Below are 19,559 nucleotides of genomic sequence, written 5' to 3' on the forward strand. Positions count from 1 at the left end.
GTCACACCAGGGCGCCCGGTCGGCGACGGCTGTGCTCACGCCCGGCAGCGAACGAGGACAGCACCCCGGTCCGTGCGAGCGCGCGGACGACGAGCCACGAGCCCACGCCCGCGATGACGGCGCCGGAGACGACGGCCGAGACGACGTAGACGACCTTGAACGCCGCGTCGAGACCCGGGTACCAGAGGACCGTGTCGTTGATCCCGAGCGCGAGTCCCGCGGCGGCACCGGCGAGCGCCACCACCGGCAGGCGGTACACCCGGTACAGGAACAGGGCGAGCACGATCTCCGCGCCGAGGCCCTGCACGAGCCCGGCCTCGAGCGTCAGCCACCCCCACTGGGTGCCGAAGAGCGCTTCGACGGACGCGGCGACCATCTCGCCGTAGAGCGCGGCGCCGGGCTTGCGGACGACGATGGCGACGATGGGTCCGGCGAGCAGCCAGACCCCGCCGAAGAGTGCCTGCGTGCCCGGGAGCACGAGGGCCATCACGGCACTGATCGGTTCGTAGCCGAACTCCCAGAGCCGGAAGACGACGCCGAGTGCGACGGCGAGGACGCTCGCGACGACGATGTCGACGACCCGCCAGCGGAGCGATCGCCGAGGTGCGGCGGTAGCAGTGGTTGCGGTTGCTGAAGACGTGCCAGAAGGCATGGTGCTGACTCCTCCCTGCGCCGGCATGATCCGGATCAGGTTCGACGGTCGGAGCGCCGTTCGCTCCCTCTCAGCCCGGTGGACCCGGACTCCCGTGTGTGTCCCAGCAGTCTAGACGCGGTCACGACCGCGTGACGCGACCAGGCGTCGCGTCAGCGCCGGGTGACCAGCGGACGGCCTGGAGGCGCGGGGCGGGGCCGCCACGCGCCTCCAGGCCGTCGATCGGTCACTTCTTCAGGACGCGGACCAGTTTGCGCAGGACGGTGCCGGTCACCCAGACGAGCGGGATGCTCACTGCGACGAGGGAGATGAGGTTGGGCTCGAACTCGAGGTCCTTGCCGGGGCGTCGGACGTACGCGCCGATGGGGATGGAGACGGACCCGCCGCCCCCACCGCCGTTGTCGTCGCCGTCCCCGCCGCCGCCGAAGCCGAACCAGCCGAGGGACACCGGGATGAGGGTCTGGTCTCCGACCTCGACGGGTTCTCCGTAGTTCGTGGAGACCCCGATCGGGCGGACCTTGTCTGCGATCTGCGTGACGATGTTGGCCATGCGCGCGACGGTACTCGTCCGTCCCTCCACAGGCCGCGACATCCGCGAACCGTCCACAGCTGGTGCTTGTCTGCGGACAGCGACGGAGGCCGTCGATATCTTGACGTGACACCCCCATGGAGGACCGTTTGCACACCTGGCCCGGCAACCCTTATCCCCTCGGGGCGACCTACGACGGGAGCGGAACGAACTTCGCGCTCTTCAGCGAGGTCGCCGAGCGCGTGGAGCTCTGCCTGTTCGACGCGGACGGCACCGAGGAGCGCGTCCCCCTCGTCGAGGTCGACGCCTACGTCTGGCACGCGTACCTGCCGAACGTCGGCCCCGGGCAGGAGTACGGCTTCCGCGTCCAGGGCCCGTACGACCCCGAGTCCGGCGCGCGCTGCAACCCGTCCAAGCTGCTGCTCGACCCGTACGCGAAGGCGACGAGCGGCGAGATCGACTGGGACCAGTCCCTGTTCTCGTACACGTTCGGCGACCCCGACTCGACGAACGACGACGACTCCGCCACGCACATGATGAAGGGCGTGGTCATCAACCCGTTCTTCGACTGGCAGGGCGACCGCGCACCGCGCACCCCGTACGGCGAGACCGTGATCTACGAGGCCCACGTGAAGGGCCTCACCGAGACGCACCCCGACATCCCGGAAGAGCAGCGCGGCACGTACGCCGGCGTCTCGCACCCGGCGATCATCGAGCACCTGAAGAACCTCGGCATCACGACGCTCGAGCTCATGCCGGTGCACCAGTTCGTGAACGACTCGACCCTGCAGGACAAGGGGCTGTCGAACTACTGGGGTTACAACACCATCGGCTTCTTCGCGCCGCACTCGTCGTACTCGTCGTCGGGCGACCAGGGCCAGCAGGTCCAGGAGTTCAAGACGATGGTGCGCGAGCTGCACCGTGCGGGCATCGAGGTCGTCCTCGACGTCGTCTACAACCACACCGCCGAGGGGAACCACCTCGGCCCCACGCTGTCGTTCCGCGGCATCGACAACGCGGCCTACTACCGCCTGGTCGACGACGACAAGCGCTACTACATGGACTACACGGGCACCGGGAACTCGCTCAACGTCGGGCACCCGCACTCACTGCAGCTCATCCTGGACTCGCTCCGCTACTGGGTCACCGAGATGCACGTCGACGGCTTCCGCTTCGACCTGGCGTCGGCGCTCGCCCGTGAGTTCTACGAGGTCGACCGGCTCTCCGCCTTCTTCGAGCTCGTGCAGCAGGACCCGATCGTGTCCCAGGTGAAGCTCATCGCCGAGCCGTGGGACGTCGGCCCCGGCGGCTACCAGGTGGGCAACTTCCCGCCGCAGTGGTCCGAGTGGAACGGCAAGTACCGCGACACCGTCCGTGACTTCTGGCGCGGCGAGTCCTCGACCCTCGGCGAGTTCGCCTCGCGCATCTCGGGCTCGGCGGACCTGTACGAGCACGACGGCCGCACGCCCAAGGCGAGCATCAACTTCATCACCGCCCACGACGGCTTCACGCTGTACGACCTCGTCGCCTACAACGACAAGCACAACGAGGCCAACGGCGAGGACAACAACGACGGCGAGAGCCACAACCGGTCGTGGAACTCCGGGGTCGAGGGGCCGACCGACGACGAGTCCGTGAACGCCCTGCGGCTGCAGCGCCGTCGGAACTTCCTCGCGACGCTGCTCCTCAGCCAGGGCGTGCCGATGATCGCGCACGGTGACGAGCTCGGCCGCTCGCAGTCCGGCAACAACAACGTCTACGCGCAGGACTCCGAGCTCAGCTGGATCGACTGGGAGACCGCGGACGAGGACCTCGTCCAGTTCACGGCGGACGTGGTCAAGCTCCGACACGACCACCCGACGTTCCGCCGGACCCGGTACTTCAACGGCCGCCCGGTCCGTCGTGGCGAGGGCGAGCCCCTGCCCGACGTGGTGTGGCTGACGCCCTCCGGCGACGCCATGGACCCGGAGGACTGGGACTCCGGCTTCGGCAAGAGCGTCGGCATGTACCTGAACGGCGACGGCATCCGCGGGCGCGACTCCCGCGGTGAGCGCGTCACCGACGTCGGCTTCCTGACGTACTTCAACGCGCACGACGACGTCGTGACGTTCACCCTGCCGCCGGAGGAGTACTCCCCCGGATGGACCGTGCGCATCGACACCGCCGAGCCCGGTGCTCGGGACGAGGTCATCGACGCCGGCACGCCGCTCGACGTGCCCGCCCGGTCGATGATCGTGCTCCGTGCCGAGCCGGACCACGAGGTCTCGGTGACCCCGGTCGAGGTCCAGCACCACGCCGGCGCCCCGGAGCCCCGTGCGCCGCAGGACGCCGTGACGCCCTCGAACCCCGCGGGCTCGACCGCGCCGAGCGGAACCGCCCGATGAGCACCGGCACCCCGGGGTCGGGGCGCCGCGTCCCCGTCTCGACGTACCGGCTGCAGGTCTCGGCGGACTTCGACCTGTCGGCCGCCCGTGACCTCGTCGACTACGTGCACGACCTCGGCGCCGACTGGCTCTACCTGTCGCCGGTGCTGCGGGCCGAGCCGGGCTCGGACCACGGCTACGACGTCGTGGACCACACCCTGGTCGACCCGGAGCGCGGCGGCGACGACGCGCTCCGGGCCCTGGCCGACGCCGCACACGCGGTGGGACTCGGCGTGCTCGTCGACGTCGTGCCGAACCACGTCGGCGTCGCCACCCCCGCGGTGAACCCGTGGTGGTGGTCCCTGCTCGAACTCGGTCAGGGCTCCCCGGTGGCCTGGGCGTTCGACGTCGACTGGGCCGCCGGCGACGGTCGGGTGCGGGTCCCCGTGCTCGACGACCGGCTGCTCGACGCGGTCTCGCTCGACACGTCCGACGCCGACCGACCGGTGCTGCGGGTCGGCGACACGGCGTACCCCACCGCTCCCGGCACCGTGCACGACGGCGACGACGTCGCCGCAGTGCACGCCCGACAGCACTACGAGTTCGTGCACTGGAAGCGGGCCGACCACGAGCTCAACTACCGGCGGTTCTTCGCGGTGAACACGCTCGCGGCCATCCGGGTGGAGGAGCCCGAGGTGTTCGCGGCCTCGCACGCGGTCATCGGGGCCTGGTTCCGTGACGGACTCGTCGACGGGCTCCGCATCGACCACCCCGACGGGGTGTACGACCCTGCCGGGTACCTGCAGGACCTGGCCGAGCTCACCGGCGGCGCGTACACGCTCGTCGAGAAGATCCTCGAGCCCGGCGAGCAGCTGCCGAGCTCCTGGCCGGTCGACGGCACCACGGGCTACGACGCGCTCGGCGTGCTCGACCGCGTCTTCATCGACCCCGCCGGCGAACCGGCGCTGACCGCGGCATCCGGTGCAGAACCCGCCGACTGGCAGCAGCTGACCCACGACACCCGACGCGGCATCGCGGACGGCATCCTCGGCAGCGAGGTCGAACGACTCGCCCGCCTGCTGGGTCCCGGCACCGCGACGATCGGGTCCGACCCCGTGCCGCACGCCCGGATCGTGGACGCCGTCGCCGAGGTCGTGGCGTCGTTCGACGTCTACCGCACCTACCTGCCCGAGGGCGTGCACCACCTGGTGACCGCGCTCGAACGCGCCGCCGAGTCCCGTCCGGACCTGGACGACGTCATCGACCGGATCGCCCCGGCCCTCGTCGACCCGACGAACGCCGCGGCGCTCCGCCTGCAGCAGACGAGCGGCATGGTGATGGCGAAGGGGGTCGAGGACACCGCCTTCTACCGGACGTCCCGCCTGAGCTCCCTGAGCGAGGTCGGCGGCGACCCGAGCGTGTTCTCGGTGTCCGTCGACGCCTTCCACCAGGCGCAGCGCGACCGGCTCGGCAGCTGGCCGGACACGATGACGACCCTCACCACGCACGACACGAAGCGCAGCGAGGACACCCGTGCGCGGATCGCCGTGCTCGCCGAACTCGGTGACGAGTGGGCGGCGACCCTCGACCGGTTGCAGTCCCTCGTCCCGCTCGAGGACCGCGTCTTCGCCGACCTGCTCTGGCAGGCGGTCGTCGGCGCGCGTCCCGCCAGTCGTGAGCGGTTGCACGCGTACGCCGAGAAGGCCTCGCGCGAAGCCGGCGACAGCACCACCTGGACCGAACCCGACCAGGACTTCGAACGGCGCATGCACGCGCTCGTCGACGCCGCGTTCGACGATCCGGCCGTGGTCGCGGTGCTGGACGCCCTCGACGAGCGGATCGACGCCGCCGGGTGGTCGAACGGCCTCGCGCAGAAGCTCGTGCAGCTCACCGCGCCCGGCGTCCCCGACGTCTACCAGGGCACGGAGTTCTGGGACCGCTCCCTCGTCGACCCCGACAACCGGCGGGCGGTGGACTACGTCGAACGGCGCCACGTGCTCGCCGAACTCGACGGCCCGGACGACGACGGACCGGAGGACCTGCCCGCGATCGGCATCGACGGTGCGGCGAAGCTCCTCGTGACGACCCGTGCACTGCGGGCCCGTCGTGACCACCCGGACCTGTTCACCCGGTACCTCGCACTCGAGGCCACCGGCAGCGCGGCGGACCACGTGCTCGCCTTCGACCGCGGGGGTGCCGTCACGGTCGCCACACGCCTGCCCATCGGTCTCGGACGGGTCGGCGGGTGGGGCGACACCCTGGTGCACCCCACCCCGGTCGACCGCGTCGACCTGCTGACCGGGCGCCACGTCCCCGCGGCCCGGGGCATCCGCCTCGACGAGCTGCTCGCCACCTACCCGGTCGCCCTCCTCGTCCCGGTGGGCGCGGTCGGTGAACCCGGCCACGTCGACACCGTGACCGCCGCGTCGGACGCGGGGCGCGCCTCCCGGCCGTCCGCCGACCCGACGGACGCCACCGAGACGCCGGAGCAGGCCGAGATCGACATCCTGGAGGGCCACGCATGACCGCACCCGACCGATACGCCGTGTGGGCTCCCGAGCCGGACCGCGTCCGGCTGGTGGTCGACGACGTCGAGTACCAGCTCACCCGTCGCGACGACGACTGGTGGGCGACCGACGCGATCATGCCGGTCGTCGGCGCCCGGTACGGCTTCCGCATCGGCGACGACGACGCCGTGCGGCCGGACCCCCGCAGCCGGCACCAGCCGGACGGCGTGCACGGACCGTCCGAAGTGGTGGACCCCGCCCGGTTCGCGTGGACCGACGAGTCGTGGACCGGCCGCCCGGCCCGCGGTGCCGTGATCTACGAGCTGCACGTCGGCACCTACACGCCCGAGGGCACGCTCGACGCCGCGGCCCAGAAGCTCGACCACCTCGTCGAGCTCGGGGTCGAGTTCGTCGAGCTGCTCCCCGTCAACGCCGTGAACGGCGAGTGGAACTGGGGCTACGACGGTGTCGGCTGGTTCTCGGTGCACGCGCCGTACGGCGGCCCGGACGCCTACGACCGGTTCGTCGACACCGCCCACGCGCTCGGCCTCGGCGTCATCCAGGACGTCGTCCACAACCACCTCGGGCCGAGCGGCAACTACCTGCCGCTGTACGGGCCGTACCTGCTGCAGGGACTCGGCAACACGTGGGGCGACTCCGTCAACGTCGAGCACCCGGAGGTCCGTCGGTACGTGCTCGACAACGTCCGGATGTGGTTCCGGGACCACCACGTCGACGGGCTCCGGCTCGACGCCGTGCACGCCCTGCGCGACACCACCCGGCCGCACGTGCTCGCGGCGATGGCCGACGAGACCGACGCGTACTCGTCGTTCGTCGGGCGACCGCTCTCCCTCATCGCGGAGTCGGACCTCAACGACCCGGTGATGTTCCGTCCGCGTGAAGCCGCGGGGTACGGGCTCGCCGGACAGTGGTCCGACGACTTCCACCACGCCGTGCACGTGGCGCTGACCGGCGAGACGAACGGCTACTACGCCGACTTCGCTCCGTTGTCGGCGCTCGCGAAGGTGCTCGACCACGGGTTCTTCCACGACGGCATGTGGTCGTCCTTCCGCGGGAAGCGGCACGGACGGCCGATCGACCGCGGGACCTCCCCCGCGACGGCCCTGGTCGTGGCGAACCAGAACCACGACCAGATCGGCAACCGCGCCGCCGGTGACCGACTGTCGGCGACGCTGGACGACGAAGGGCTCGTGATCGCCGCGGCCCTGACGCTGCTCGGCCCGTTCACGCCGATGCTGTTCATGGGCGAGGAGTTCGCCGCGACGACACCGTGGCAGTTCTTCACGTCGCACCCGGAGCCCGAGCTCGGCAAGGCCACCGCCGAGGGGCGCATCCGCGAGTTCGCGGAGCACGGGTGGGACGAATCGGCCGTGCCCGACCCGCAGGACCCGAGCACGTTCACGAACTCGAAGCTCGACTGGGCCGACGTCAGCTCGGAGCGGGGTGCCGCGATCCTCCGGGCCTACCGGGTGCTCGTCGCCCTGCGCCGGACCGACCAGGCGTTCGTCGACCACCGGTACGAGGCGAACGCTGTCCGCTTCAGCGAGGACCGGCGCTGGCTGGTGCTGACGCGTGGGCTGCTCGGGCCGGACGTCGCACCGGTGCACGTCGTGGTGAACTTCCTGGACGACGCCGCCGAGGTCCCCGTGCCCGGCGCCACCGGCGAGGAGCTCTACCGCTTCGGAGCGGCTGACGTGGCGACCGACTGCGTGCGGTTCCGCGGCCGGGGTGTGGTGGTGCTCCGGTAGCGCTCCGGTAGCGCTCGACTGCCGTCCGGTCTGCCAACGGGCGGCCGATCCGCGAAAGCGACCGGGTCCCGCGAACAGTTCGCGGGACACTGTCGCTTTCGCGGTACCGACGCCGAGCGCGAGCGCCGACGCCGACGCCGAACGCGAGCGCCGCCGCCGCCGTCGCCGAGCGCTGCCGCCGAGCGCCGACGCCGCGGCTCAGGCCGCGTGCTCAGGCGTGGTCGCCGACGGCGTGCGCGTTCGTGCGCACCGACGGCAGCTTCCGGTGGTCCTTGACCAGGGAACGAGTCTCGCGCAGACGACGGTCGATGCCCCACTTCGTCACGAGCGCCAGGCTCTCGCGCACGATGTTGCCGCTCATCTTCGAGACGCCGAACTCCCGCTCGGTGAAGGTGATCGGCGTCTCGACGACGCGCAGCCCGGCCTCGAGGGCACGCCAGCACAGGTCGACCTGGAAGCAGTACCCCTTCGACGCGACGCCGGCCAGGTCGATCCGCTCGAACGCCCGCGAGGTGAAGACCCGGAAGCCGCCCGTCGCGTCACGGACCGCGATGCCCAGGGCCAGGCGCGTGTAGAGGTTCCCGCCGCGGGAGAGCAGCTCGCGGTACCAGGGCCAGTTCTCGACCTTCCCGCCCTTGATCCAGCGGGACCCGAGGACGAGGTCGTTCGAGTCGGCGAGCTCCAGCATCCAGGGCAGGTACTCGGGGTGGTGCGAGCCGTCGGCGTCCATCTCGACGAGCTTGGCGTAGCCGTGTTCGAGGCCCCACGCGAAGCCGGACAGGTACGCGCCGCCGAGGCCGTCCTTGACGGTGCGGTGCATGACGTGCACCCGGTCCGTCTCGCGGGCGATGGCGTCGGCGATGTCGCCGGTGCCGTCTGGGGAGTTGTCGTCGACGACGAGCACGTGGACGCTGTCGTCGGTGGCGGCGAGCGTGCGCTCGACGATCGGACGGACGTTCTCCGCCTCGTCGTAGGTCGGGATGATGACCAGGGTCTCGCTCATGGTGCTCCTCGTGCTCCACATCGAATGTATCGGTCGGTCGTGGGTCAGTCCGACGAGAGGTCTGCGAACACGATCAGATTGTCCGTGTAGTGCCCGGTGGCAGTGTCGAACACGCCGTCGCAGGTGATCAGTCGGAGTTGTGGGGTCGGCGTCGTGCCGTAGACGTCGCTCGTCGGGAACGCGGACTTGGCGGCGCGTTCCGAGCGGTCGACGGTGAAGGTGCGGGTGGTGCCGTCGGACATCGCGACGTGGATCTCGTCGCCCGACACCAGTTCGTCGAGCCGGAAGAACACCGCGGCGCTCGTCGGGCTGTCGACGTGCCCGGCGATCACGGCCGGACCGACCTCGCCAGGGACGATGCCGTCGCTGAACCAGCCGGCGCTGTCCCAGTCGACGGGCGGGTCGAGTTCGCCGCCGGAGCCGCGGTGCAGGTCCTCGAGCGAGGACTGCACGCCGATGGCGGGGATCGAGACGCTGACCGGGGTGGCTGCCGAGCGGGCCTCAGGGGCGGCCGGGTCCTGGAAGCCCTCGATGCCCGAGGAGCCCGAGGAAGCCGACCCCGAAGCGCCCGAGGAGCCCGAAGTGCCCGAAGAAGCCGACCCCGAAGCACCCGAAGCGCCCGAGCTCGAAGAAGCCGATGCCGAAGCAGCCGCCGTCGTCTCCGCCCCGCCACCGTTCGTCGCGGCGACGGCGACCCCGGTGACACCCCCGACCACGACGACCGCGGCCACCACGGCCCCGATCACCACGCCCCGACGGCGGACGGAACCGAGACTCGGCCCCGCGGACCGCCGGCCGCTCACGACGCGCCCCCCGCCGTCGTCCCGCACCCGCCGAGCACGTCGGAGCTCAGCATCGTCGCCCCGAGGGCCGCCCACGCATCGCCGTAGTACGTCGGCGTGGTCGCCGCCGTCCGGTCCGCGCGTTCGAGGTCGTCGGACGCCGCACCGGAGGAACCAGCAGCCTGCTCGGCAGCGGCCCGCGCGGTGTAGGCCAGGGCGTTCGTGTCACCGGTCACCGCGGTCCCGCCCAGGTCGAGCTGCGACGCGAGCTGCGTCGTCCGACGGAGGGTCGGGGTCAGCGAACCGGCGAGGGTCCGGTCGGCGGCACTGCAGGATTCGGCGTACCGGAGCGGCATCCGCATGGCGTCGTACCCGTACAGCACGCGGCCGTCGCCACCGGTGGCCGGCATGGCGTCCACCGTGCCGTCGGCGTGCACCTGCGACCAGTCGCTCGGCAGGTCCGACGCGTCGAGCACGGCGGCGGTCACCTTCCGCGACCCGGCCGCGAGGGCCTTCCACCGGTCGTCCCCGGTTGCCTTCGCCAGCACGGCGTACGCAGCGGGCGACGCGTACGAGGCGTTGTACCGGTACGGCTCGGAGTCGGCCCACGGCCCCGGCAGCAGGATCGTGCCGAGGTCGGTCTCAGCGGTCTCGTGCTGCAGGATCGCGGCGGCGATGCGCTTCCCGGCAGCGGTGTAGCGGTCCTCGCCCCATGCGTCACCGGCGAGCACGAGTGCCCGGGCAGCATCGAGGTCCGCGTCGCTCGCCGGCTGCTCGTCGGCGACACCGTCGTCGGGCGTCCAACGCCAGGCGAGCAGGTCGTCGTCGGTCACCATGTGCTTCGCGGTCCACTTCCAGATGTCGTCGAAGCGGCCACGGTCACCGTTCGCGTAGGCGATCAGCAGCCCGTAGGCCTGCCCCTCGCTGACGGTGTCGTCGCCCTGGTCGGTGCGGACGACGCGGCCGTCCTGCACGTACCGGTCGAGGAACTCGGTGCTGAGCTCCTCCGGCGAGCGCGCCGCGTCGGACGCAGCGGACGACGTGGGCGTGGCGGCTGAACCGCCGTCGGCGGTGGTGTCCTGCCCCCACGGCCGCACCGCGAGGAGCGCGACACCGATGGCGACGACGACCGCCGCTGCGGCGGTGACGGGTATCCAGGTCCTGCGGGTCATGCTGGCCTGCCTTTCCGTGGATGGTGACGAAGGATCTGGACTGGGGGCCCACGACGCCGGTTCCGGGCCGACGCGCCAGCGGCGGACCTGCCGTGCCGGTGGGGAGGCCCGGATCACGTGAGCGGGTCGGCGCACGTGATCCGTGCCTCCAGGCCAGGGCGTCAGCGGGAGAGCGAGCGGAGCGCTGCGATCGCGGCGTGGATCGCTTCCGTCATCGGACGGTCGGCGGCTGCGCCGCCACCGCCGGTCTGCACACCGCCGGACGGGGTCGCGGCGGTGGCCGCGGCGTCCGTCACCGGGACGACCGTCAGGTCGCCCTTGCTGTCGTCGAGGACGAACAAGGTGGAGACGGTGTTGCCCGCGAGGTCCACCTTCGCGGTGCCCTCCTGGCCGCTGCCCGACACGTCCAGCGTCCACTTGCCGGCATCCACGGTGGCGTACTTCGTGGCGGTGCCGAACGCTGCGCCCTCGGCGACGGCGGTGCCCTCGGAGGTGCTCACGTCGACCTTCTTCGCGGTGGTCGCGGCCTGGACGAGCCGGAGCTTCGCCTTGCCGTCGCCCGGCTGCTGCAGGTCGTCGGTGAACGCCGTCGTCTTGAGGTCGCTGTTCTTGCCGTAGGCGACCACCGTGCTGGCGTCGCCCCCGTCGACCGTGACGTCGGTGGAGATCACCGGCGTGGAGTCGGGGGCGTCGGAGGCCCGCATCGACAGCACGTACGTGCCGACCGGGAGCTCCTGGTACTTGCTGACCTGGCCGTAGGTGACGTCATCGAGCTCGAAGACCGTCTTGCCGCCCGAGAGGCTCGACAGTTCGACGTCGACGCCCTTCGTGTCCGGGGAGAGGTGGCCGACGCGGAGCCAGCCCTCGTCGGAGGTGGTCGCGGCAGAGGCGGTCTGCGGTGCTGCGAGTCCGACGGTCGCGGCGACGAGGGTCGCGGCGAGGGCTCCGACCACCAGGGTGCGGCGGCGCTGGGTGTGTGCGGTCATGGAGTTGCTCCTTCGGGTCGTGGTGCGTGCGGTGCGTGCGGTGGATGCGGCGGATACGCGAGCGGCGGATGCGCGAGCGGGCGAAATACCGCCGTGGTCTCGCGAGCCGCCCGGGCATTTCGCCCGCTCGGCCGGCACCCGCTCGGCCGGCGGGCGCTCGGCGCGCGGGGCGGCCGCGGCGGCGGTCACGAGGCGCTCGTCGCCGTGGTCGTCGGGTCCGCGGGGGTGTAGGTGACGGTGAGCCGCTCGCCCTCGCGCTCGACCGACGCCGGCTTGAACCGGTCGGACATCGCGTCGAGCGTCGCCGCGACCCGCTCGGCCGAGGCGGCGGTGTTCGTGTGCAGCACAGCGGTGCGGAACGGCTGACCGGTCTCGCCGGTGAGCGGACTGAACCGGTCGACGCGGACGTCCTGGTCGGCGAGCACCTGGCCGAGCGCGATCATCGCTCGCGAGTCGACCTGACCCGCACGGAACTGCGACTTCGTGCCGTCGTCAGCACGCAGGTTCGGGTTCAGCGCGAGCTCGGTGCCCATCGTCTTCCGGACGTCGGATGCCCGGGTGATCGCGGCCTCGGCGGCGGATGAGCCCTCGGCGTGGATGCGTCGGACCTCGACCTGCTGGTCACCGGACCCGAAGGTCGCGACGGCCGTCGAGTTCTGGATCGCCTGGCGGACGTCGGACGACGAGTTGCCGCCGGTCCGCATCGAGTCCGTCGTGATGACGTAGTCCGAGTCCTTCCAGCCGTTCGGCGACTGGCGCTCCACGGCTCCGTCGGTGTCGAGCTTGTAGTACCAGACGACGTTGTTCCGGGCGAAGCCGTCGTCGACGAGGTCGACCCACATCGCGTCGTCCACGAGCAGCCGGGAGGACTTCGAGACGTTGTCCCCCACCCACTGCTCCGCCTGCTGCATCGGCAGGTCGAGGTTGCCGAGCACGAACCCGCGGAGCTGCGTGCCCCAGAGCGGCACGGCGACGACGAGGGCGGCTGCGGTGGCGACCGCCCAGGTGATCCCGAGGCCACGACGGGTGGCGGCGCCGAGGCGGGTGTGCGTGCGGACCCGTCCGGCGATCGCGAGGACGGCACGTTCGGCGGTGTAGGCCACGAGGAGCGCCGCGAACGGGATGAGCATGATCACGTACGGCACCGGCAGGTACCCGTTCGGACGGAACATCATCGCGAGCAGGAACACGAGCATCGCGGCGATCGGACGGACCCGACGCAGGAACAGTCCCACGACGGCGGCGACGGACCCGAGCACGATGAACACCGGGTCGAGCGCCCACCACTGCGACGCGGCGGCGTTCGCCAGGCTGCCCGGGTCGAACAGCGAACCGGACGCGGACCGCGACCCGAGCTGGTAGGTGATGCCCTCGAACAGGCTCACCCGGCCGCTCCCGGGCAGCAGCTCACCCTTGACCGCGGCGAGCAGCAGGTACCCGCCGCCGATGACGACGAGGACGGCCCCGGCGACGCTGAGCGTGTACCGGCGGGTGCTCTTGTCGGCACGACGCACGGCCATCCAGATGAGGAACGGCAGCGCGAGGAGGTACGTCTCCTTCGACAGGACGGCGATCCCGAGGCACGCGGCGGCACCGGCGAACCCGGCGAGCTGCTGCCGACGGCTGAGTACGAGCACGAACGCGGCGAGGAGCCACGGCGTCGCGACGTTGTCGATGTAGACCGTGCGGTGGTACTGCAGGGCGAGGGGCGAGAGAGCGAACACGAGTCCGGCCGCTGCTGCCGTGATGCGTCCGGCGCCGAGGCGACGGGCGAGCACGAACAGCAGGATGCTCGAGACGGCGGAGAAGAAGACCATGGCCTCGCGGCCGGCCTCGACGGCGAACGAGTAGCGCGCGAACGCTCCCGTCAGCCCGGTGTACCCGGCGATCTGGATCCAGCCGAGCGGCGGGTGGTCGTACCAGTACGTGTAGTGCGTGATCTCACCGAGGTGCATGATCGCCCACGCCTGTGCCGTGTACGTGCCCTCGTCGTCGATCCGCTGCGGGGTGCCGGACATGTTCCAGGCCTGCACGATCACGGTGATCGCGACGACGGGCAGCAGCCACGTCAGGCTGGCGGCGTGCCGGCGGAACCACGAGCCGATCCCGGAGTGGTTCCCGGCGGCGGCGCCCCGGATCGGGATGCCGGTGGTGTTCGTGATGCTGGCGGTCATCGGGTCCCCCCTGCGGCCTCGAGCTCACGGTCGGCGGACGAAGACGAAGACGACGACGCTCCACCCGCGCCGCTCAGCGACGACGCGAAGCCGACGACCTCCTCGGGCTGCGCACCGGTGCGGTGCTGCCCGGTGTGCTCCGTCTTCTCCCAGCCGTTCTGCCCCTTGGCGTGACGGACGACGGCTCGGACGGCCGCTGCAGCGAGGAAGATCTGGTACGGCACCAGGCCGAGCACGAGCTTCACGTAGTCGCGGATGCGGACCTTCTCCTTGTAGATGCGCCCGAACTCGTTGAGGCCGACGACCTCCACGGCGAGCAGCATCAGCGTCGGCGCCACCGGGATGAAGGACACGAGGGCGATCGCCGTCGGCACCTTGACGAACAGGATCATCAGGACGCTGAGCGGGATGAGCAGACCGGTGGCCGCCTGGATGAACGGCATGGTGAGCATGTAGCGGGCGAAGAAGCGCTGACGGAACGACGGCAGCTTCTTCCACTCCCCCTTGCCGAGCACCTGCAGGAAGCCCTGGTTCCACCGCGTCCGCTGCTTGAGCAGGGAGGCGAAGGTCGGTGGGGTCTCCTCGCGGGTGACGGCCTCCGGGCTGTAGGCGACGACGACCTTCGCGCCGTCGGCGGAGAGCCGGACACCGAGCTCGCAGTCCTCGGCCAGGCAGTGCGCGTCCCAGCCGTTCGACCACTCGAGACGCGACCGGGTCACGAAGACCGTGTTGCCGCCGAGCGGGATGAACTTCGAGCCGGCATGGAAGTGCAGGCGCGAGCGGAACCAGAAGTAGTACTCGAGGACGTTCCGGAGCGACCACCAGCTGGACTTGAAGTTCATCAGCTGCACGCCGCCCTGCACGACGTCGGCGCCGGTCTCCTGGAACCGCGAGTCGACCAGGGTGAGCAGGTGCGGGTAGACCTCGTCCTCCGCGTCGAACACGCCCACGACGTCGCCGGTCGCGTACTGCAGCGCCAGGTTCATCGCCTTCGGCTTGTTCTTCGGCAGGGTGTCGTCGACCACGACCTTGATCAGCGAGGGGTGCCGGGCAGCGGCGGCGCGCACGACGGCGTCCGTCTCCGGGTCGTCCTCGCCCACGATCGCGATGATCTCGAAGTCGGGGTGGTCCTGCTTCGCGAGCATGTCGAGCGTCTGGCCCATCACGTCCTGCTCGTGTCGTCCGGGCACCAGCAGGGTGAAGCGGTGGGCGGCGGGGCGCGGGGTCTGGCTGAAGCTGGTCGACTTCAGGGCGTCCCGCGAACGCCACGCGTGCAGCATCCACCAGAGGGTCGTCAGCGCGACGATCGTCAACAGCACCGAGATGGCGATGAGCGCCGAGTACCCGATCCACTCGCCCAGCGACCACGCGGCCTGCTGGGCCTGGCCGGAGCCGCCGGTCGGGACGTCGGTGGTCCCGCGGTTCGGGACGTTCCCGGTCCCGGTCCCCTCGTTCGGCTGGAGCAGCGGCCCAGCGGCCGTCAGCATCATGGCGGAGATGGTCATTCGGAGAGCTCCTTCGAACGAGCGTCGGTGGAACGGAAGACGAGGGCCTTGTACGCGGCGAACCGGAACGCGGTGCCGAGGACGAGGCCCACACCGTTGCCGGCGACGTTGTCGGCGAGGGTGGAGGTGAACCCGAGGACGTAGTGGGACACGAAGAGGCAGGCAGCGGCGATGCCGAGCCCGATGAGGTTCGTGGCAGCGAAGAGGAGCCCCTCGCGGACGGTCTCGCGACGGCCGGTCTGGCGCTCGGCGCGGAACGTGATGAACCGGTTGCCGATCCAGGCGACGGCGGTCGAGACGACGGCGGACACGATCTTCGCGGCGATGGGACCGTCGGGCATCACCGTCGCGCGGAGGAGGTTGTAGATGCCGAGGTCGATGACGAAGCAGACCGCGCCGATGGTGCCGAAGGACGCCAGCTGCCGAGCCAGGGCCAGCAGACGGACGAACCCACCGGGGCGCGCGGAGGGCACCGAGCCGGTGGTGGCGCGTGGCACCACAACGGGGGTATCGGTCGAGGTCATGCCCCCGATTCGGGGGCCTCGGAGCGGGGGTTTGGGTGGGGTACGCGCTTACCCAGGTCTCTGCCAGTTGCGCGACACGCGCTGTTCATCTGGCGGACGCGCGTCGCGCTCCGGACGGGGTCGAAACGGACGGGAGGCCCGTGGCGGCGTCGCCACGGGCCTCCCGTCCGATCTGTGGTCGCGTCTCAGGCGGGACGCTGCGCCGGGCTCACCGTCTTCGTCGCGTCGCGCTCGGGAAGGTCGCCGAGTGCCTCGTCGATCGCCGCGAGGGCATCGGCGTCGAGCTTGACGCCCGCGGCCTTGACGTTGTCGGTGACCTGCTGCGGGCGGGACGCGCCGACGATCGCAGAGGCGACGTTCTCGTTCTGCAGCACCCATGCGATCGCGAGCTGCGCGAGCGTCAGGCCGGCCTGGTCGGCGACGGGCTGCAGGCGCTGGACGGCCTCGAGGACCTCGTCGCGCATGAACCGCTTGATCATGTCCGCGCCGCCCTTCTCGTCCGTGGCGCGCGAGCCCTCGGGCAGCGGCTGGCCGGGCTTGTACTTGCCCGTCAGCACGCCCTGCGCGATCGGCGACCAGACGATCTGGCTCAGCCCGAGCTGCTTCGATGCCGGGACGACCTCGCCCTCGATGACCCGCCAGAGCATCGAGTACTGCGGCTGGTTCGAGATGAGCTGGAAGCCGAGCTCCTTCGCGAGCGCGGCGCCCGCACGGATCTGCTCGGCATTCCACTCGCTGACGCCGATGTAGAGCGCCTTGCCCTGCCGGACGACGTCCGCGAAGGCCTGCATGGTCTCCTCGAGGGGCGTCTCATGGTCGTAGCGGTGCGCCTGGTAGAGGTCGACGTAGTCGGTCTGCAGACGGGTCAGCGAGCCGTTGATCGACTCCATGATGTGCTTCCGGCTGAGGCCGACGTCGTTGTGCTGCTTCGGGCCGGTCGGCCAGTAGACCTTCGTGAAGACCTCGAGGCCCGCGCGTCGCTCGCTCTTCAGCGCCTCGCCGAGGACGGTCTCGGCGGCGGTGTTGGCGTACGTGTCCGCGGTGTCGAACGTGGTGATGCCGGCGTCGAGCGCTGCCCGGACGCACTGTGTGGCGACGTCGTTCTCGACCTGCGAGCCGTGCGTCAGCCAGTTGCCGTAGGTGATCTCGGAGATCTTGAGTCCGGAGTTGCCCAGGTACCTGAATTCCATGCCCTTGACGCTACTGGAGGTCGGCACCCCCTGAGGGTCCGTGCGAGTACCTGCCTGGTGTGGTGGGGGCGCGGGTGCGGGTGCGGGGGTGCGGGTGCGGGTGCGGCGGTGCGGCGGTGGCGGTGCGGCGGTGCGGGGGGCGGTGCGGCGGTGCGGGGGGTGCGCGGGTGCGGGTGCGGGTGCGGTCGCGGACCCACGGGCCGAGCGGGCGAAACACCCGGGAGTGCTGGTCTCACCACGGCGACCTTTCGCCCGCTCGTCCTGGCGAGGCCGGGCCGCCAGAGCGCGCGAGCGGACCGAGCGGGCGAGCCGGGCGCGCGGCCGGTCGGGCGAGCCCGACGCGCGGTCGGGCGGGCGGGCGGGCGGCGAGGCGGCGAGGCGGCGAGGCGGCCGAGCGGGCGATACACCAGCGTGCACGCGCGGAGCATCCCGGTCCTTTCGCCCGCTCGCGGACTGGGCGATCCCTGCACAGGAGAGTCCGAAGAGACCACCGTCCACAGGAGCGAAACCTCCACGCCTCGGCCCCACCCACCCGCAGCACGATGTGGAGATGACCGCCAGACGACCACTCCCGCTGGTGCTCCGAGATGCCTCGTTCCGCGTCCGGGACGCACTCCACCGCGGAGTGTCGCGCGGCCGATTGGAAGCCTGTGACCTGGTTCGACCGTTCCACGGGATCCGATCTGCGGTGCCACCTCGAACGGTCGACGAACGCGCTCGGGCGCTCGCTCCTCGGCTTCGTCACGACCAGGTGTTCAGCCACGTGACGGCCGCCGCGATCCTCGGGATCCCACTTCCCCGCCGGTTCGAAGGTTCGCCACGGCTCCACGTCACCACGATCGGCGTCGATCAAGCGCTCCGTGTCCGGGGCGCGGTCGGGCACCGCGCACAGCACGGCGCGGTGCGTTCGACGCACTCACGCGGCGTGCCGTTGAGCACTCCCGCGGACACGTTCGTCGCCCTCGGGACGATGCTGACGCTCGACGAGCTGATCATTGCCGGGGACGCTCTGGTCGGGTGGCTGGGGTGGGCGACGTTCGACGAGCTCGCCCGGGCTGTCCGTCGACGGCGTGGGAGGCGCGGGGTCGTGAAACTCCGCCTGGCACTCGAAGAGGTACGGGCGGGTTCCCGATCCCCCGGCGAGACGAGGACGCGCCTGGCTCTCGTTCGCCGGGGGCTCCCCGAACCAGACCTGAACCACGACGTGATCGTCGGAGGCAGGTGGATCGCGTGCGTCGACCTCGCCTACCCGGAAGCCCGAGTGGCGATCGAGTACGAGAGTGATCTGCACCGTACGGACCCGGCGACGTTCAGGAAGGACCTCACCAGGGGTGAGAACCTGAAGGACGTCGACTGGTGGCTGGTCCGAGCCACCGCGGACGACGTGGGCCGAGGCCTCGAACGCTTCGTGCAGCGTGTCACTCGCCTCCTCGACACCGGTCGCCGGCGGCCTCACGATCGACGGATGGCGACACTTCGATGAACAATGGTTGACGCTTCAACCAAAAGGGTGCACACTGACGTAGCATCAACTCGATGCGAGCGCATGGACCAGGTCGACTGGACCCCTCGCTTCGAACCACAGACTCCGTTGTTCCGGAAGGACACCACCATGACGCTCACCGCCGCAACCGTTCCCGGCTACCAGACCGGCACCTGGAAGATCGACCCGACCCACTCCGAGGTCACCTTCTCCGTCCGCCACCTCGCCATCAGCAAGGTGAAGGGCAAGTTCGAGACGTTCGACGCGACCGTCGTCACTGCCGAGAACCCCCTCGAGTCCACTGTCGAGGCGAACATCGACGTCGCGTCGATCAACACCGGCCAGGAGCAGCGCGACCAGCACCTCAAGACGAGCGACTTCTTCCTCACCGAGGAGCACCCGCAGCTCACCTTCCGCTCGACCAGCATCGAGGCCAAGGGCGACGACCTCCACATCGCCGGCGACCTGACCCTCCGCGGCGTCACCAAGCCCGTCGTCCTCAAGGCCGAGCTCGGTGGCTTCACGACGGACGGCTACGGCCAGGTCAAGTTCGGCGCCGAGGCGACGACGAAGATCGACCGCACCGAGTTCGGCGTGAACTGGAACGCCGCGCTCGAGGCCGGTGGCTTCACCCTCGGCAACGACGTGACGATCAACCTCGACGTCCAGTTCGTCCTCCAGGCGGCCTGAGCCCACTCGGTTCCACCTCAGACGCGGGCACCGAACGATCCAACCCGCACCCGAGACGAACGCCCCTGCTCCTCCACGGAGCAGGGGCGTTTCGTCGTTCCCCGGGCAATGCGGGCGATGACTGACTCCGTCCGGAACGCTCGGGGCCGAGCGGGCGAAATACCTCGTCGTACCGCACGACGGCAGCGGTATTTCGCCCGCTCGGCAGCGCGACGGAGCTCATTCGGGCG

At 70.8% G+C, this 19,559-nt stretch carries 15 protein-coding genes and 1 riboswitch; of the genes, 5 read left to right on the top strand and 10 right to left on the bottom strand.

Translation table 11 applies throughout. The annotated features are described in order from the left end of the window. Nucleotide 1 precedes the first annotated feature (1 nt). Both EDF19_RS01690 and EDF19_RS01695 read right to left on the bottom strand, forming a co-directional pair. Nucleotides 2-652: an ECF transporter S component gene (locus EDF19_RS01690; protein WP_123679868.1), complete on the bottom strand. Its 651-nt coding sequence runs from the start codon at nt 650-652 to the stop codon at nt 2-4. After that, nucleotides 647-758, bottom strand: a riboswitch (TPP riboswitch). It overlaps the preceding gene by 6 nt. Nucleotides 759-878: 120 nt before the next feature. Then, nucleotides 879-1,202, bottom strand: a complete 324-nt coding sequence (locus EDF19_RS01695) for a hypothetical protein (RefSeq protein ID WP_123679216.1) — start codon at nt 1,200-1,202, stop codon at nt 879-881. Nucleotides 1,203-1,330: 128 nt separating this feature from the next. On the opposite strand from EDF19_RS01695, the gene glgX reads away from it, so the two are divergent. From glgX to treZ, 3 genes are read left to right on the top strand one after another with little or no spacing between them, the layout of a single operon-like run. Beyond that, nucleotides 1,331-3,565: a glycogen debranching protein GlgX gene (gene glgX, locus EDF19_RS01700; RefSeq protein WP_123679869.1), complete on the top strand. Its 2,235-nt coding sequence runs from the start codon at nt 1,331-1,333 to the stop codon at nt 3,563-3,565. Beyond that, nucleotides 3,562-6,069, top strand: coding sequence for a malto-oligosyltrehalose synthase (gene treY / locus EDF19_RS01705; protein ID WP_123679217.1), 2,508 nt, complete (start codon nt 3,562-3,564; stop codon nt 6,067-6,069). Before glgX ends, treY begins: the two co-directional genes overlap by 4 nt. Further along, on the top strand, nt 6,066-7,820 hold the full coding sequence (gene treZ, locus EDF19_RS01710) for a malto-oligosyltrehalose trehalohydrolase (RefSeq protein ID WP_123679218.1): 1,755 nt from the start codon (nt 6,066-6,068) through the stop codon (nt 7,818-7,820). Before treY ends, treZ begins: the two co-directional genes overlap by 4 nt. Before the next feature lie 211 nt (nt 7,821-8,031). Here treZ and EDF19_RS01715 read toward each other — a convergent pair whose 3' ends face one another. The 8 genes from EDF19_RS01715 to EDF19_RS01750 form a co-directional block, all read right to left on the bottom strand. Then, nucleotides 8,032-8,823 (bottom strand): polyprenol monophosphomannose synthase, encoded by a 792-nt coding sequence (locus EDF19_RS01715; RefSeq protein ID WP_123679219.1) that lies wholly within the window; start codon nt 8,821-8,823, stop codon nt 8,032-8,034. A gap of 44 nt (nt 8,824-8,867) precedes the next feature. Next, on the bottom strand, nt 8,868-9,626 hold the full coding sequence (locus tag EDF19_RS01720) for a class F sortase (protein ID WP_221180599.1): 759 nt from the start codon (nt 9,624-9,626) through the stop codon (nt 8,868-8,870). After that, nucleotides 9,623-10,777: a glycosyl hydrolase family 8 gene (locus EDF19_RS01725; RefSeq protein ID WP_123679220.1), complete on the bottom strand. Its 1,155-nt coding sequence runs from the start codon at nt 10,775-10,777 to the stop codon at nt 9,623-9,625. The genes EDF19_RS01720 and EDF19_RS01725 overlap by 4 nt, the downstream gene beginning before the upstream one ends. Before the next feature lie 161 nt (nt 10,778-10,938). After that, nucleotides 10,939-11,763, bottom strand: a complete 825-nt coding sequence (locus tag EDF19_RS01730) for a DUF4397 domain-containing protein (RefSeq protein ID WP_123679221.1) — start codon at nt 11,761-11,763, stop codon at nt 10,939-10,941. Nucleotides 11,764-11,948: 185 nt separating this feature from the next. Then, the gene (locus EDF19_RS01735) at nt 11,949-13,937 is read right to left on the bottom strand and encodes a glycosyltransferase family 39 protein (protein ID WP_123679222.1); all 1,989 of its coding nucleotides are present in this window, start codon (nt 13,935-13,937) and stop codon (nt 11,949-11,951) included. Next, entirely contained in the window at nt 13,934-15,442 is a 1,509-nt protein-coding gene (locus EDF19_RS01740; RefSeq protein ID WP_221180600.1) for a glycosyltransferase, read from the bottom strand. The genes EDF19_RS01735 and EDF19_RS01740 overlap by 4 nt, the downstream gene beginning before the upstream one ends. Next, entirely contained in the window at nt 15,439-15,966 is a 528-nt protein-coding gene (locus EDF19_RS01745) for a GtrA family protein (RefSeq protein WP_123679223.1), read from the bottom strand. The genes EDF19_RS01740 and EDF19_RS01745 overlap by 4 nt, the downstream gene beginning before the upstream one ends. Before the next feature lie 185 nt (nt 15,967-16,151). After that, complete coding sequence (locus EDF19_RS01750) at nt 16,152-17,156, bottom strand: aldo/keto reductase family protein (protein ID WP_123679224.1); 1,005 nt, start codon at nt 17,154-17,156, stop codon at nt 16,152-16,154. A gap of 763 nt (nt 17,157-17,919) precedes the next feature. On the opposite strand from EDF19_RS01750, the gene EDF19_RS01755 reads away from it, so the two are divergent. After that, nucleotides 17,920-18,639, top strand: coding sequence for a hypothetical protein (locus tag EDF19_RS01755; RefSeq protein WP_148071005.1), 720 nt, complete (start codon nt 17,920-17,922; stop codon nt 18,637-18,639). A gap of 129 nt (nt 18,640-18,768) precedes the next feature. Next, a complete protein-coding gene (locus EDF19_RS01760) occupies nt 18,769-19,329 on the top strand; it encodes a YceI family protein (RefSeq protein WP_123679872.1) in 561 nt (186 codons plus the stop codon). Nucleotides 19,330-19,559: the final 230 nt, after the last annotated feature.

Source organism: Curtobacterium sp. PhB115 (assembly GCF_003752025.1).
Classification (GTDB): Bacteria; Actinomycetota; Actinomycetes; order Actinomycetales; family Microbacteriaceae; genus Curtobacterium.

Excerpts from the sequence above, each read along its gene's own strand:
- EDF19_RS01690 (WP_123679868.1), bottom strand. The coding sequence starts at position 652 with ATGCCTTCTGGCACGTCTTCAGCAACCGCAACCACTGCTACCGCCGCA.
- EDF19_RS01695 (WP_123679216.1), bottom strand. The coding sequence starts at position 1,202 with ATGGCCAACATCGTCACGCAGATCGCAGACAAGGTCCGCCCGATCGGG.
- treY (WP_123679217.1), top strand. The coding sequence starts at position 3,562 with ATGAGCACCGGCACCCCGGGGTCGGGGCGCCGCGTCCCCGTCTCGACG.
- treZ (WP_123679218.1), top strand. The coding sequence starts at position 6,066 with ATGACCGCACCCGACCGATACGCCGTGTGGGCTCCCGAGCCGGACCGC.
- EDF19_RS01715 (WP_123679219.1), bottom strand. The coding sequence starts at position 8,823 with ATGAGCGAGACCCTGGTCATCATCCCGACCTACGACGAGGCGGAGAAC.
- EDF19_RS01725 (WP_123679220.1), bottom strand. The coding sequence starts at position 10,777 with ATGACCCGCAGGACCTGGATACCCGTCACCGCCGCAGCGGCGGTCGTC.
- EDF19_RS01730 (WP_123679221.1), bottom strand. The coding sequence starts at position 11,763 with ATGACCGCACACACCCAGCGCCGCCGCACCCTGGTGGTCGGAGCCCTC.
- EDF19_RS01735 (WP_123679222.1), bottom strand. The coding sequence starts at position 13,937 with ATGACCGCCAGCATCACGAACACCACCGGCATCCCGATCCGGGGCGCC.
- EDF19_RS01740 (WP_221180600.1), bottom strand. The coding sequence starts at position 15,442 with ATGACCATCTCCGCCATGATGCTGACGGCCGCTGGGCCGCTGCTCCAG.
- EDF19_RS01745 (WP_123679223.1), bottom strand. The coding sequence starts at position 15,966 with ATGACCTCGACCGATACCCCCGTTGTGGTGCCACGCGCCACCACCGGC.
- EDF19_RS01750 (WP_123679224.1), bottom strand. The coding sequence starts at position 17,156 with ATGGAATTCAGGTACCTGGGCAACTCCGGACTCAAGATCTCCGAGATC.
- EDF19_RS01760 (WP_123679872.1), top strand. The coding sequence starts at position 18,769 with ATGACGCTCACCGCCGCAACCGTTCCCGGCTACCAGACCGGCACCTGG.